We start from the raw sequence: 13,848 nt of genomic DNA on the forward strand, positions 1-13,848 counted from the left end.
AGCGGACAACAATGAACGCATTCAGACCGAAGGCCCAAACGGCGCTTGTACTTGCGCTGTCACTGTTTATGGCGGCCTGCAGTAATAACCCATTAATGCGCACCTCGGCGGCGACCTCTTCGGATGTGGCTGACGAAATCGATCGAACCCTGGAACAGGCTGAACAGAGTCAGCGGATAGCCAGTAACGTGAGTGCGGTGCCTGCGCCATCGGCTGCCGATATCAGCAGCCAGTTGTTGCCGCCTCTGAGTAGCAGCCCGCAACAGGATGAGCGCTTCGATGTGAACGCCTCGGATGTTCCGGCCAGTAGTTTTTTTGAGGCACTGGTTGCCGGCACCCGCTATAACGTGGTGGTTCGCCCGGATGTGGCCACGACGGTCAGTCTTCGACTGAGCGATGTGACCGTTCCTGAAGTCATGGACATAGCGGCAGACCTGTATGGCCTGGATATTACCCGTGCTGGTCGGCTATATCGGGTGGCGGCCGATCAGGTTCAGACCCGCCTGTTCCCCATCGATTATCTGCACTTCAAGCGCCGTGGCGGCTCGGAAACCCGTGTTAGTTCCGGGCAGGTCAGCAGTTCCCGAAGCAATAGAGAGGGGGCTGGCAGCAACGATAACAATGAAGACAATGAAACCCGCAATCTGGTCGGTACCACGATATCGACTCAGACCGAATCGGATTTCTGGAGTGATATCCGCGACGCCCTGAACATGATTGTGGGCGGTGATAAAGGGCAGGTTGTGGTAAACCCCGGGGCCGGGCTGGTTATGGTCCGGGCTGGTGCCGATGATCTGAGGCTGGTGGAAAACTATTTGCGCAAGACTGAGCTGATTATGCAGCGCCAGGTTGTGCTGGAAGCCAAGATTCTGGAAGTTGGGCTGAATGAGGGATACCAGCAGGGTATCAACTGGTCCGATCTTCAGAGCGCTTCTTCAGTAACCGCTAGTGATGGCTTGCCTGCGGAATTTACCTTTGAAAGTGTGACCGGTCAGATCATCAGAACGTCGGATATCGGCGGATTGTTCTCTGCCACTATTCGGGAAGGAAGCTTTAACGCTGTCATCGAATTGTTGGGGCGTCAGGGCAATGTACAGATCCTTTCCAGCCCGAGAATATCCACGATCAACAACCAAAAGGCCGTGATCAAAGTGGGTACCGATGAGTTCTTCGTAACCGACATTGATTTTGATGACAACAATTCCGCCGTTACCGCTACCGACAGCACATCAACCTCCGTCGAGCTGACGCCGTTCTTTTCCGGCATCTCTCTGGATGTGACTCCTCAGATCGCCGAAGACGGCGCCATCACCCTGCATGTGCATCCATCCGTGAGCGAAGTGGCGGATCAGGAAAAGGTGATTACCATCGGGGAACGGGATGTCACCCTGCCACTGGCCCGAAGCACTGTTCGCGAAACCGATAGCGTCATCCGGGCCGAAAGTGGCCAGATTGTGGTGATTGGCGGTCTGATCCAGAACAGCAGCGAGGACAACAATTCAGCGGTGCCTTTCTTCAGCGAGATCCCGTTACTGGGAGAGCTGTTCAAACAGCGCAATTTCGAATCCCGCAAGAGTGAGCTGGTTATCCTGTTGCGTCCGGTCGTCGCCAATGCCGGTCAGATGCAGGCCAATGTCAGTGCCTCCCGTGAGCGCATGAATGTATTACGGGAGCTGTTGAATTCGTCTGAATCCGTCAAGCCACAACCCGAGACTGCGCCGCGCTGATGTATCAGAGCCACTTCGGACTGCAGGAAGCACCGTTTGCATTGACGCCCAACACCCGCTACTTCCTGCGGTCGCCCAGTCATTCCGATGCCCTGGAGCTTTTGCTGGTGGCGCTGCGGCAGCGGGAAGGCTTTATCAAGGTGACCGGGGAAGTCGGCACCGGTAAGACCCTGCTGTGCCGCCTGTTGCTGAATGAACTCGATAAAGAAGCCTGCACCGCCTACGTGCCCAACCCGAACCTTCCGCCGGATACGCTCTACGAGGCCGTGGCGGAGGAGCTGGGTGTGGACGTGGCGGTGTGCGCCAACGTGCATCAGATCCTCAAGGCCCTGAACGAGAAACTGATTGCTCTGGCCATGGACCAGAAGCCAGTGGTGCTGGTGATTGACGAAGCCCAGGCCATGCCGGAAGAAACCATCGAAGCCCTGCGCCTGCTGACCAACCTGGAAACCGAAAGCACCCGGCTGCTGCAGATCGTGCTGTTCGGTCAGCCGGAGCTGGATACGACCCTGAGCAAGGATAGTCTGCGCCAGTTGCGCCAGCGCATTACCTTCCAGACCCGGCTGCAACCCCTGAACCGGGATTCGGTAAGCCAGTATCTTCGGCACCGGCTCTCCCAGGCGGGGTATAACGGCTCTGACCTGTTCGCGCCAGCTGCTCTTAGAGTGATCTGGCGGGCGTCGGGAGGTATTCCACGGCTGGTGAACGTGCTGGCTCACAAGGCCATGCTGGCGGCTTGGGGGCAGGGGGATCGATTAGTCAATCGCAGGCACGCGCTGCTTGCGGTCAGGGATACCGAAAGCGCCCGTTCCCTCGGACTGTTCGGGAGGTGGTTATGAGCCTGTTGAACGATGCCCTGAGGGCGGCCGAACAGCGGCAGCAACAACCACAGGTGTCGGCGGTGTATACCGGTAACAGCACAACAGCGGGTACGGGATCCGGTGCAAAAGCCGCTTTGCTGCTCGTTCTTGTGAGCTTCCTGGTGTTCGGCGCTGGCGTAGTGTGGTGGTTTATCTCGAAAGGCGAGACGGTTGCCCCAGCGCTTACTGAAGCCAATGTGGCGCCAGCCCCCGTCCCCGAAGATCTTCTCGAAACTCAGACTGTGGCGCAGTTCCGGCCGAATACGGAGGCGGCGAAATCTTCCGCGGTTACACCGCCTGAATCAGTAGCCAGACCTGTTCTTGAAGCGGTGGTGACAGCTGAGCCTGCTGTAGCCCCAGAGCCGGCCACCATCGAAACGGTTGAGGAGCCGGTCCGGCACCTGGCAGAACCGACTGAACAGCAGGAGCCAGCCACACCCGAGGTGGCCGTAGCAGAAAAAGCCAGCGCGGCGGAGCCTGAGCCGGCTGTCGCCATTGCTGAGCCTGAACCTGCGGCAACGCCGGCCCGGACATCCGTGAAACAACCCCGCGAAACACCGGAAGCGATCGACCTGCGCACCAGCCGTGAGCTGGCCAGTCTGTTGGCGTCAGGGCGCAATGCTGAGGCCGAGCAGTTGCTGGCCTCGCTGACTGAAAGCCAACCGGCACCGAACAGCCGGGAAGTGGTTACCCGTGACCTGCTGGTGCAGGGAAAAACAGAACGGGCGCTTGGCTGGCTGCCGACTGAGGTGACTGACGATTACGCCGGCCTGCGCCTGCTCCGGGCCAGAGCTTTACTGGAGCTGGGGCAGCTTGAGCAGGCGGTGGCCACGTTGTCTACCCGGGTGCCGGCTGTGGCTGACCAGCCAGAGTACCGCATCACGCTGGCTACCTTGTTGCAACAGGCGGGCCAGACGGAGGCCTCTGCCGGCCACTGGGCGGAACTCATTGCCTACGACGACAGTCGCCCTGCCTGGTGGCTGGGCCTGGCCATTGCTTTGGAAACCGGAGGGCGCAGCCGCAGTGCGGTGCAGGCCTATGCCCAGGCTGCAGCCTTACCGGGACTGTCTCCGGCGCTGGCGGACTACGCCCGTGAACGCTTGAATGCATTGCAGGCAGGATCATGACCACAGAACCGAAGAAAAAAATTCGCATAGGTGACCTGCTGGTCCAGAACGACGTCATCACCGAACAGCAACTGATGACGGCGCTGCGGGAGCAGAAGAACACCGGCCGGAAACTGGGCCGGACCCTGATTGATCTGGGCTATGTGGATGAGGATAACCTGCTTAATATCCTCTCCCGCCAGTTGGAGGTGCCGTTCGTACAACTGCGCCACTACCAGTTCAACAACGAACTGGTAAAGAAGTTGCCTGAGGCCCTGGCGCGCCGGTTCCGGGCGATTGTGCTGGCGGAACAGGGGGGCGAGTTGCTGGTGGGCATGGCCGACCCGCTCGATATTTTTGCCTACGATGAACTGGTGCGGGTGCTCAAGCAGCCCATCAAACAGGCGGTTGTTCGGGAAAGCGAACTGCTCAACACGTTGGACCTGGTCTACCGCCGTACCGACGAGATTGCCTCGCTGGCCGAGGAGCTGGAAGACGAGCTGGGCGATGATGCCTTCGACCTGGCGGACCTGTCTGCCGAATCCGAAAGCGCTGATGCTCCGGTGGTCAAACTATTGCAGACTCTGTTTGAGGACGCCGTGCAGGCCCGGAGTTCGGATATTCATATCGAGCCGGATGAGTCGGTGGTGCGTATCCGCCAGCGGGTGGACGGGGTGCTTCAGGAACAGGTGATGAAGGAAAAGCGCGTGAACGCGGCGCTGGTCCTGCGCCTGAAACTGATGGCGGGCCTGAATATTTCCGAGAAGCGGTTGCCGCAGGATGGCCGTTTCAACGTGCGGGTAAAAGGCCGCAGTATCGATGTGCGGGTATCCACCATGCCTGTGCAATATGGTGAATCGGTGGTGATGCGTTTGCTGGACCAGAGCCAGGGTATGCTGGATCTTCAGGGTACCGGCATGCCACCGCACTTGCTGGAACGTTTCCGTAAGCTGATCAAAAAGCCCCACGGCATGATTCTGGTAACCGGCCCCACCGGCAGCGGTAAAACCACGACCCTGTATGGCGCGTTAACCGAGCTGAACAAACCCGAGGTCAAGATCATTACCGCTGAAGACCCGGTGGAATACCGGTTGCCACGGATTACCCAGGTTCAGGTGAATCCAAAAATCGGACTGGAATTTGCCAACGTGTTGCGCGCCTCTCTGCGCCAGGACCCGGATATCATTCTGGTGGGTGAAATGCGCGACCACGAAACCGTCGAGATTGGTTTGCGTGCCGCCATGACCGGCCACCTGGTGCTGTCCACTTTGCACACCAACGATTCCATCAGCAGTGCCATGCGCCTGATTGATATGGGGGCAGAGCCCTTCCTGGTGGCGAGTTCCCTGTTGGGCGTGGTGGCTCAGCGCCTGGTTCGGCGGGTATGCGACAACTGTAAAGAGCCCTACCAGCCCACCGAACAGGAGCTGATCTGGCTGCAGGCCTTTGATCTGGATCCGCTCGACATTGAGGCCGGGTTTATTCACGGCAAGGGCTGCTACCAGTGCAGCAACACCGGCTATAAGGGCCGGCTGGGCGTCTACGAAATGCTGGAAATGGACGAGGACATGCTGGATGCGCTGCGCCGCAAGGATGTCTCTGACTTTACCCGGGCCGCCCGCCGAAGCCCCATCTATCGGCCTTTGGGGCAGTGCGCCATGGACTATGCCCTGCAGGGGGTTACCTCATTGCAGGAAGTGGCACGAGTAGCGGCCACATCGGAAGCCGGCATGTCGGTGGATGCCGATGACCTGGGCGGCGATACCGCCATAGGAGTGGATAGCTGATGCAGTTCAGTTACCGGGGCAAGGACAACCGGGGTGTTGTCCAGCAAGGTTCTCTGACTGCCGCCAATCCGGACGCGGCGGCCAGCGAACTGATGCGCCGCGGTATTACCCCGCTGACCATTCGCGAACAGGAAGATACCTCGTCGGCACTGGACAAGCTGAACCAGCTGCCCCTGTTCCGCAAAGCGGTCACGCTGGATGAGCTGATTGTGTTCTGCCGCCAGATGCACGCGTTGACCAAGGCCGGCATACCGCTGATCCGCACCATGCGCGGGCTGGCAGAAACCACGCGCTCGCCAGTGCTGGCGGAGGTGCTGGAGGACATTACCAACCGCCTGGAAGGTGGCACCACCATGGCCACAGCCATGCAGGCGCACCCGAAAGTGTTCTCCGAACTGTTCATCGCCATGATCCACGTGGGGGAGAACACCGGGATGCTGGACGATTCGTTCAAGCGTCTGTCGGAGATACTGGAGCTGGAACGCGACACCAAACGACGGGTAAAACAGGCACTGCGCTACCCGACGTTTGTGGTGATCGCACTTCTGGCGGCGTTGATGGTGGTGAACTTCCTGGTCATTCCGCGTTTTGCCTCGGTGTTTGCCAAGCTGGGCGCAGACTTGCCATTCCTGACCCAGGTGCTCGTAGGTACGTCGAATTTCCTGCTCGGGTACTGGCCGGTGATGTTGTTTGCGGTGGCTGCCGGTGCTGTGCTGATTCGCCAGTGGAAGCAGACCGATCGGGGCCGGCTGATGTGGGATCGCTACAAGCTAAAGCTGCCCATCATCGGCCCACTGTTGGAGCTGATTACCCTCAGCCGTTTTGCCCGAAACTTTGCCACCATGCTCAAGGCCGGGATGCCGGTCACCCATGCGCTTACGGTGGTTGCCGACGCCACCGACAACGCCTGGATAGGCAGCCATATTAAAGACATGCGGCTTGGTATTGAACGCGGTGAAAGCCTGCTGCGAACCGCGCGACACAGCGAGATGTTCACGCCCCTGATCCTGCAGATGATTGCTGTAGGCGAGGAAACCGGTTCGGTGGATGACATGCTCAATAACGTCGCCGATTTTTACGACGAAGATGTGGACTATGGCCTGAAACGGTTGGCGGAATCCATCGAGCCGATCCTGATTGTGGCCATGGGGATTCTGGTACTGATACTGGCGCTGGGGGTTTTCCTGCCTATCTGGGATCTGGGAGCGGCCGCCATGGGGCGGGGCTAGGTGCAGGAGCCACGCTGGTCTTCGGCTGATAGCCTGGCCAATGCCCGGCGGATGAGGATGCTGACGGCCCTGGTGGTGTTATTTGTGCTCTGGTGGGTGCTGCTGGGCAGGCTGGAAAGAGAGCTGCAGCAGGTGGAACAGCAAAGCGTGGCCATGGTGCTGACGCAGCTTCGCTCCTCGCTGGTGATTAAAGGTGCGGAAGCCATGTTGAGCCGGGATCAGAGCCTGGCCCGCCTGGAAGGGCGTAATCCCTTCAACTGGCTCGACCACCAATGGGCCAGCTACAAGGGCGATTGTGGCGAGAACGAGCCGGACTCCGGCAGCTGGTGTTTTGCAAACCAGCAACAAAAAGAAACAGGCGAAACGGCCAGGGGTTGGTTAATTTATAAACCGAAGCAGCCGATAACCATAGAAGGCAAGCGCGTGCATCCCGAACAGCCGATCGCCTGGCGAGTGACAACCGAATTTGCTGACCGCAACAGGAATAACCTGCGGGAGCAAGACGAACGGCTGACCGGCCTGACACTAAAGCCGGTACCGTTTCAGCAAACCACAGTGAACCGGCAGGACGCCAGGCGCTGAATGGCCAACACGATTGAACCGGCAAGAGGCTGACGAATGACGCAGTACAACAGCAAACAGAAGCAAAAAGGTTTCACCCTGATCGAGCTGGTGGTGGTAATCGCCATCCTGGCCATATTGGCAGCATTTGCGCTGCCGCGGTTTGCGCAGCTTTCTGAGCAGGCGCATCAGTCGAGTATCAAGGGTACTGCTGGGGCGCTGAGCGCGGGCGTTGCGCTGGTCAAAGCCCAGTGGGTGTCGAATGGCCAGACCGCCGCCGTGTCCGCCGTTGATGGTTTCGGCGATGACGACGTGGCAGTTAACGATGAAGGTTGGGCAACTTCGACCAACGGTATTACGGGTGCCCCGAACGAGAATCGTTGTGTGCAGGTATGGCAGGGATTGCTGCAGGCTAACGCCCCGACAATCTCAACCGCTACAGCCGCCAATGCGGACGCCGACTATTGGGCGGCTGTGGTTGGTACAGCTTGCGAATATGAATATCAGTTGGATGGTCAGGGCAGCACCATTACCTACGACACCGCTGATGGCTCTGTGGTCACAAATATAAACTAAGAACGATGCGATAGTTTCAATTAGAACTTCACGACAAACGTAAGAGGTAACGGCAATGATGAATATGATTCCTGCAAGAAATCAGAAGGGTTTCACCCTGATTGAACTGGTTATGGTAATTGTGATCCTGGGCATTCTGGCGGCGTTTGCTTTGCCGCGGTTTGCGGATTTGGGGGGCGATGCACGCTCTTCATCGCTTCAAGGGCTCGCGGGTGCTATGAAGTCCGCGGCATCGATTGCTCACTCTGCCCAGCTTGCGAGCGGTAGTACCCTCGGCACGAGTGTGACTCTGGAAGGCCAGGCGGTCACTATGGTCAATGGCTATCCTACGGCAGATACCGCCGGCATTATCGCTGCTATCGACGTGGATACAACAAACGACTATACCGTTTCAACGACCGATACTGGTGGTACCGCCGGCGGGGATACCATTACCCTTGAGATTCAGGCGAATTGTTCCGTCCAGTACACTGCTGCGAATGCGGCCACTGATAACACAGCTCCGATTACGAGCACATACAGTGTTACGGTCAATGATGGCGGCTGCTGATTCAGTGACGGAAAGTCCGAGAGTATCTTGGATGTCGAACTTGGGTAGGACGAATTCGGGAGTAACCTAAGTGCCGGTTGCGAAGCTGGAATCTGGGTTCACCCTTATTGAGCTGGTCATGGTCATCATCCTGATTGGTGTCCTGTCCGTTCTGGGTGTGGGCCTCTTTGCCAATCGTTCCGCCTTCTCTCCCCTGCTGGCAGCGCAGCAACTTAATTCCGCTGCGCTGCTGGCCCGCCAGGCCGCCATGGCCGGCAATGAAAACGATACTGTCACTGTCTCTGATGGTGGCAGTTCGTTTACCTACTCAGTTGGGAGTATCGGCTCCTGGTCTATTCCAAAAGAAGGTACTGAACTTACGGTACCGGGGGGGTTGCCACTGGATATCCAGTTCAATAAAGACGGCGCGCCCATCAGTGGCAATAACCTTCAGCTTTCTTTTATCGGTGACAGCCGGTATGACATTTGTGTGAGTTCCCTCGGGGCGGTATACAGCGGAGCGTGCCAGCCATGATGCAGCGGCTGTCGGTACACCATAATGGTGCAACGCTGATTGAACTGGTGATGACCATTGTCATTATCAGCGTTGCGATTGCCGGTGTGGTGGGGGCCTTTGCCCTGATTACCGGCCGCAGTGCCGACCCTCTGAACCAGACCCGGGCGGTGGAGCTGGCACAGTTGTATATGGATGAGATCATCACCCGAAAATACGATCACAATGCGCCCCAGGGCGGGGTGCCTCGATACAGTGGCGGATGCAGTATCGCGACAGAAGAAGGGGCCGGCAACCGGCGCGAGTTCAACGATGTGGATGACTACGACGGGCTGGCGGATTCACCTCCGGAGGATGCCGAGGGTCCACTGGATGGGTATAACGGCTTCACTGTGGCGGTGGATGTCAGTTGCGATGCCGGTGGGCTGGATCTGCCGGCGGGGCAGGCGAAGCGTATCGATCTGACGATCACCGCTCCCGGCGACCAGAACTTCAGTTTCACTGCCTACAAGGCGAACTTCTGATGCGCAGGGTTACGGGCTTCACACTGGTGGAACTGGTGATGGTGATTGTGCTGCTGGGCATTGTCGCCACCATCTCGGTGCAGTTCGTCACCCTGTCCACCCAGGGTGCGATCGACGTGGGATCTCGGCAACAGAGGGCCCTGTCCAGTGTGGTCATCAGTGAACAGATCAGCCGCTCCTTGCGGGCGGCACTGCCGACGTCCATTCGTACCAACTCTGATCAGAGTTGTATCGAGTGGATGCCGATTATCGCCGCTTCCAACTACCTGAGCCTGCCGGTTAGCAATACGCCGAATTCGTTTACAGCAGTACCGTTGCCGGACGAGCGCTCAGCGAGCGGTCGTGTGGTGGTCTACGGCTATGGCAGTAATGTGTACAACTTGACCTATCCGGGGCCGGTGTCTCCCCCTGCCACAATGCCATCGGGCTCCGGCCCGGTTACCGTCACGTTTGATGGCGGAGCAACCCACCGGTTCGCCAGCCAGTCGCCCGAGAAACGTTTCTATATCGTGGACAGTCCCCGGGCTTTCTGCCAGCAGGGGCGTTTTCTGTATCGATACAAAAATTACGGGATCCATACGGCTCCGGCAAGCAACTTACCCGTGACCATGCCTGACCGTGAGGTTCTGGCCGCCAATCTGCGGGAAAACACACTGCAGTTCGAGGTAGAGCCCCAGTCTCTGCAGCGCGGGGCTGTGGTGTCCTTCCGCATGGTTCTGGAAGATACCGGCACTGGCGAAACTACCGACCTGAGTCAGGAGGTACAGATCCGCAATGTACCCTGACAAAGTCATCACTCCGCAGTGCGGCGCGGGCCTGCCCATAGCGCTGTTTATTGTCACTGTACTTTCACTGCTGGTTCTGGGCATGTCCCAGTTGCAGGAGGGGAGCGGCCAGTCTGTGAGCCTGCAGATTCAGTCCCAGCGAGCTTTTTTTGCGGCGGAAAGCGGCGCCCAGTCTGCCGTTCGCAAAGCACTGGATGGCGGCTGTCCGGCCGTGCTTTCAGCAAGCCCCCTGAACTTCAGTGCCGACGGACTGGCGGGCTGTAGTGCCAGTCTGGCGTGTGAGGCTTTGACGGCAGATATAAGCGGCCCCGGTGGTGATACGGTCTATACGATCGTCAGTACGGGGAGCTGCGGCAACGACCCGTACCGGACCAAGCGAGGAATTGAGGTGAGGGTACGATGAACGGGCGGAGGGTGTTGTTGAAGTTCTGTCAGTTTTTATTGCTGGTGCTGTCTGTCTATCCGGACAGCTCAAGTGCAGAAACGGTTCAGACAATAACTAAACCTGGGGAAGATACGTTCAACGTTCCGGCGAGGGTGTATGAGATTAATGTTGAGCTCTGGGGCGCGGGCGGCAGTGGTGAAGGTGCCAACCGTGGTGGAGGTGGTGGTGGGGCCTACTCGCGACAGTTGATGGAGGTAGATCCTGGTTCAGACATTTTGTATCAGGTTGGACAAGGTGCTCCCTCATGGACTGATAATCCTGGTGGTGACAGTTGGTTTGGAAGTCGTTCATTGGTTCTCGCAAGAGGAGGTGAAAGTGCGTCCGGGCGCTCTGGAGCTTCTGGTGGTTCTGCTCAACAGGGGGTTGGTTCAGTTCGTTATAGCGGCGGAGCTGGTGATCGTGGAGTGTTTTTGACGCGGGGCGGCGGTGGTGGTTCATCTGCGAGCCCAGATGGCAACGGTATTGATGCTAGTGACGGTGAAGGAGGCACCGCCCCGCCAGGAGGGGGTGATGGAGGAGATGAAGGTGGCACCTTCTGGTTAATTTTCAGTGATGATGGCGAACCTGGCGAAGCCCCGGGTGGGGGCGGTGGTGGTGGTGGAACACTAGGAAGTGGCGGAGCTGGTGCTAATGGTCAGATCCGACTCACGTATCAGGCCTTGCCGGTGCCCAGTTGCAGTGCCGCTTTTGACTCTGAGAATGGCAAAAATCCGGAACTTTTGCCAGAGGAAAGACTGGATCTGAGTATCTTCGATCCCCGCAAATCCCAACCCTGGCCTGATGACAGCGTCATTCCTGCCGGCGCACACGTCTATGAGGGTAGAACTTTTAACAACAACAAAATTAACATCACTGTGGATGGGCAAGCACGTGTGCTGGTTGATGGAGACCTGATCATTGATGGTCAAAACTTCACAATGAACAAAGACGGTAACGCTAGGGATCTGCTTTTGATTGTCGATGGAGACCTGACGTTCAAGAATAATGCAGAGATCAATGCCGTGATCTACGTCACTGGCAATATCGACTTCAAAAATAACTCGGTGATCGTAGGTGTTCTGGCGGCTAAAGGCAGTATTGATACCGGAGGAGGTAACAGCAAGTTTACCTATGATGAAACGGCTGCTGGAAGCGTCGATTTTGGCGGTGCCTGCATACCTGAAGAACCAACCATAGTTCTCGATCATATTCGTATCATCCATCCGGGCGTAGGGTTGACCTGTCAGGCCTCGGATTTGGAATTACTGGCCTGCGCAAATGCCGATTGCAGCAGCCTGTACCCGGACCCGGTGGATCTCACCCTGCAGCCTGCCGGGTGGTTGCCTGCTCAGAATGTAACGCTTACGGGCGCTGCCAATCTGCAATTCCAGCGTTCTACTGAAGAAACCGTCACTCTCAGTATCAGCAGCGCATCTCCGGCACCGGACAACGGTGTGGTGTGCCTGGCACCTGATGGTTCGGGCAGTTGTGATATCACATTCCGGGATGTGGGTTTTGTGTTTGAAATGCCCCAGGATCTGATAGCCGGTGAGCAAGGGCGGGCTTTCTCTATGTCCGCGCTGGAAACGGATGAGCAAAGCGGACAGTGTAAAGCTTTGTTTGCCGGACAAACCAAAACGATCGAATTTGGTACTGGCTACCTTAATCCGGGCGTTGCAGATCGGGTGGTGACTTGGCCCACCAGAATCGGTGGCATTGAGGTGGCAGCGAATGGCAGTCCCCAGACGGCAGTTCCCATTACTTTTGACGATGACGGCGTGGCGAGAAATGTCTCTATCCTTTACAACGATGCTGGCCGCAACAGTTTGCTTGCCCGTTATACAGAGGCAAACCAGCCCGATGGAGGCACGTTGGTCATCGAAGGGGCCACGAATTATGTCATGGCGCCACGGGGTCTATGCCTGATTCCCGAGCGACAGTGCACAAGCTCTGATCCCGGGTGCTCCAACACTCTGTCGGCCGGTGTGCCGTTCAGTGTGACGCCTCGGGCCTATAGGGACGCGCCGGGTGTGGCGAGCTTCAGTTGCGCTGATAAGCCGCCTGCGCCGTCCTTTATCCTTGGTAGTGTACCCGTCTCTCACCAACTGGAGTTCCCGGCAGCAGGTGTTGAAGGTAACTTGCTGGAAGCCACACTTGACTACGGTGATGGCGCTCAATCACTGACGCTGACAGAAGTGGGCATTTTTTCCATTGGCACCCAAGCTTTGTCAGGCGGTTACCTGGGCCGCGATGTGCCTGCATCCGATCAGGCGATGACTGCTCGAATGATACCGGATCAGCTCTCGCTAACGGTGATAGGCGAGGGGGAGTTGAGCCCAGAGTGTGGGGGCTTTGCATACACGGGCCAGACGTTTGGCTGGGACGCTTCCGGTATTCCCGAACTTCGTATTGAAGCGCTGAATGGACAGGTGCCGCGGCAACTTACCCGAAATTACACCCATCCGGATGTTATCGTGCAGTTACCGGCAAATCGTTTTGAAGTCCTGGTTCCGAATACGGATAACCTGAAAACCTTAGACGACGGTGCAGGTACGCCTGTGCCTTTTCGACGAGAGTCCGGCGCTTCAGAACTCAGCTCAGGTAATCGGGACAGTGAGACGGATGGCATTGTGCGTTATCGGTTTAACGATGCTGACAAGTTTGTATACCCCAAATCCGCAGCCAGCCGGATTGCGCCGTTTTCTCCAGATCTGACTTTCCTGCTTCAGCCGATGACCGACGCGGACAATGTACCTGTCACCGGCATTGCTGCTGGCGGTGAGCCGATTAAACCTATTGCCGCTTTTCCTGTCCGCTATGGTCGCTTGTCGCCCCAGAATGTCTACGGGCCAGAGAATATCGAAAAGCTGCAAATGCCTCTGCAGATGGAATACTGGAACGGTACCCGCTTTGTTCTCAGCGATGACAGCCCAGGATGTACGCCTTGGAATACCTCTAACATTACCAGCAACTCCGCCAATCACCATGACCTTGTGACGGCCAACGGCACCTTTACGGATGGCCTCGGTGGGCCCCTGGTGCTGGAGACCAATGGCTCAGAGGGAACCGATACTCTTATCTGGGGTGGCGTCGAGGACTGGAAAAAGGATGATCTGGACGGCGACGGCAGTCTCGATGACCCGACTGCGACTGCAACTTTTGGTGTCTACCGGGGCCACGATCGAGTGATCTATTGGAGAGAGCGCTGAGTTAACCCAAGGGGAGG

At 57.6% G+C, this 13,848-nt stretch carries 13 protein-coding genes; all 13 read left to right on the forward strand.

What is annotated here, in order from left to right; all coding sequences use genetic code 11:
- The first annotated feature begins 11 nt into the window (after positions 1-11).
- The 13 genes from mshL to Q669_RS09375 all read left to right on the forward strand — a co-directional run bounded on the left by mshL (position 12) and on the right by Q669_RS09375 (position 13,831).
- Positions 12-1,727, forward strand: coding sequence for a pilus (MSHA type) biogenesis protein MshL (gene mshL / locus Q669_RS09315; RefSeq protein WP_227501079.1), 1,716 nt, complete (start codon positions 12-14; stop codon positions 1,725-1,727).
- Positions 1,727-2,566 carry an ExeA family protein gene (locus Q669_RS09320; protein WP_022992033.1) on the forward strand — a complete coding sequence of 280 codons (840 nt, stop codon included), beginning with the start codon at positions 1,727-1,729 and terminating at the stop codon, positions 2,564-2,566. The genes mshL and Q669_RS09320 overlap by 1 nt, the downstream gene beginning before the upstream one ends.
- On the forward strand, positions 2,563-3,714 hold the full coding sequence (locus tag Q669_RS09325) for a tetratricopeptide repeat protein (protein ID WP_022992034.1): 1,152 nt from the start codon (positions 2,563-2,565) through the stop codon (positions 3,712-3,714). The genes Q669_RS09320 and Q669_RS09325 overlap by 4 nt, the downstream gene beginning before the upstream one ends.
- Positions 3,711-5,480 carry a GspE/PulE family protein gene (locus tag Q669_RS09330; protein WP_022992035.1) on the forward strand — a complete coding sequence of 590 codons (1,770 nt, stop codon included), beginning with the start codon at positions 3,711-3,713 and terminating at the stop codon, positions 5,478-5,480. The genes Q669_RS09325 and Q669_RS09330 overlap by 4 nt, the downstream gene beginning before the upstream one ends.
- Positions 5,480-6,709 (forward strand): type II secretion system F family protein, encoded by a 1,230-nt coding sequence (locus Q669_RS09335; protein ID WP_022992036.1) that lies wholly within the window; start codon positions 5,480-5,482, stop codon positions 6,707-6,709. The genes Q669_RS09330 and Q669_RS09335 overlap by 1 nt, the downstream gene beginning before the upstream one ends.
- Positions 6,710-7,291, forward strand: coding sequence for a hypothetical protein (locus Q669_RS09340; RefSeq protein WP_036149308.1), 582 nt, complete (start codon positions 6,710-6,712; stop codon positions 7,289-7,291). It begins immediately after the preceding gene.
- Between the two features lie 36 nt (positions 7,292-7,327).
- The gene (locus tag Q669_RS20010; protein ID WP_022992038.1) at positions 7,328-7,846 is read left to right on the forward strand and encodes a prepilin-type N-terminal cleavage/methylation domain-containing protein; all 519 of its coding nucleotides are present in this window, start codon (positions 7,328-7,330) and stop codon (positions 7,844-7,846) included.
- Between the two features lie 55 nt (positions 7,847-7,901).
- Positions 7,902-8,396 carry a type II secretion system protein gene (locus Q669_RS20015; RefSeq protein ID WP_022992039.1) on the forward strand — a complete coding sequence of 165 codons (495 nt, stop codon included), beginning with the start codon at positions 7,902-7,904 and terminating at the stop codon, positions 8,394-8,396.
- Positions 8,397-8,466: 70 nt separating this feature from the next.
- Positions 8,467-8,910: a type II secretion system protein gene (locus Q669_RS09355; RefSeq protein WP_022992040.1), complete on the forward strand. Its 444-nt coding sequence runs from the start codon at positions 8,467-8,469 to the stop codon at positions 8,908-8,910.
- Positions 8,907-9,413 carry a type II secretion system protein gene (locus tag Q669_RS09360; protein WP_022992041.1) on the forward strand — a complete coding sequence of 169 codons (507 nt, stop codon included), beginning with the start codon at positions 8,907-8,909 and terminating at the stop codon, positions 9,411-9,413. Before Q669_RS09355 ends, Q669_RS09360 begins: the two co-directional genes overlap by 4 nt.
- The gene (locus Q669_RS09365) at positions 9,413-10,198 is read left to right on the forward strand and encodes a type II secretion system protein J (protein WP_022992042.1); all 786 of its coding nucleotides are present in this window, start codon (positions 9,413-9,415) and stop codon (positions 10,196-10,198) included. Before Q669_RS09360 ends, Q669_RS09365 begins: the two co-directional genes overlap by 1 nt.
- Positions 10,188-10,601, forward strand: coding sequence for an MSHA biogenesis protein MshP (locus Q669_RS09370; protein ID WP_022992043.1), 414 nt, complete (start codon positions 10,188-10,190; stop codon positions 10,599-10,601). Before Q669_RS09365 ends, Q669_RS09370 begins: the two co-directional genes overlap by 11 nt.
- An 11-nt stretch (positions 10,602-10,612) precedes the next feature.
- Entirely contained in the window at positions 10,613-13,831 is a 3,219-nt protein-coding gene (locus tag Q669_RS09375; protein WP_264673059.1) for a DUF6701 domain-containing protein, read from the forward strand.
- Positions 13,832-13,848 lie beyond the last annotated feature (17 nt).

The organism is Marinobacter sp. C1S70, assembly GCF_000475355.1.
GTDB lineage: Bacteria > Pseudomonadota > Gammaproteobacteria > Pseudomonadales > Oleiphilaceae > Marinobacter > Marinobacter nauticus.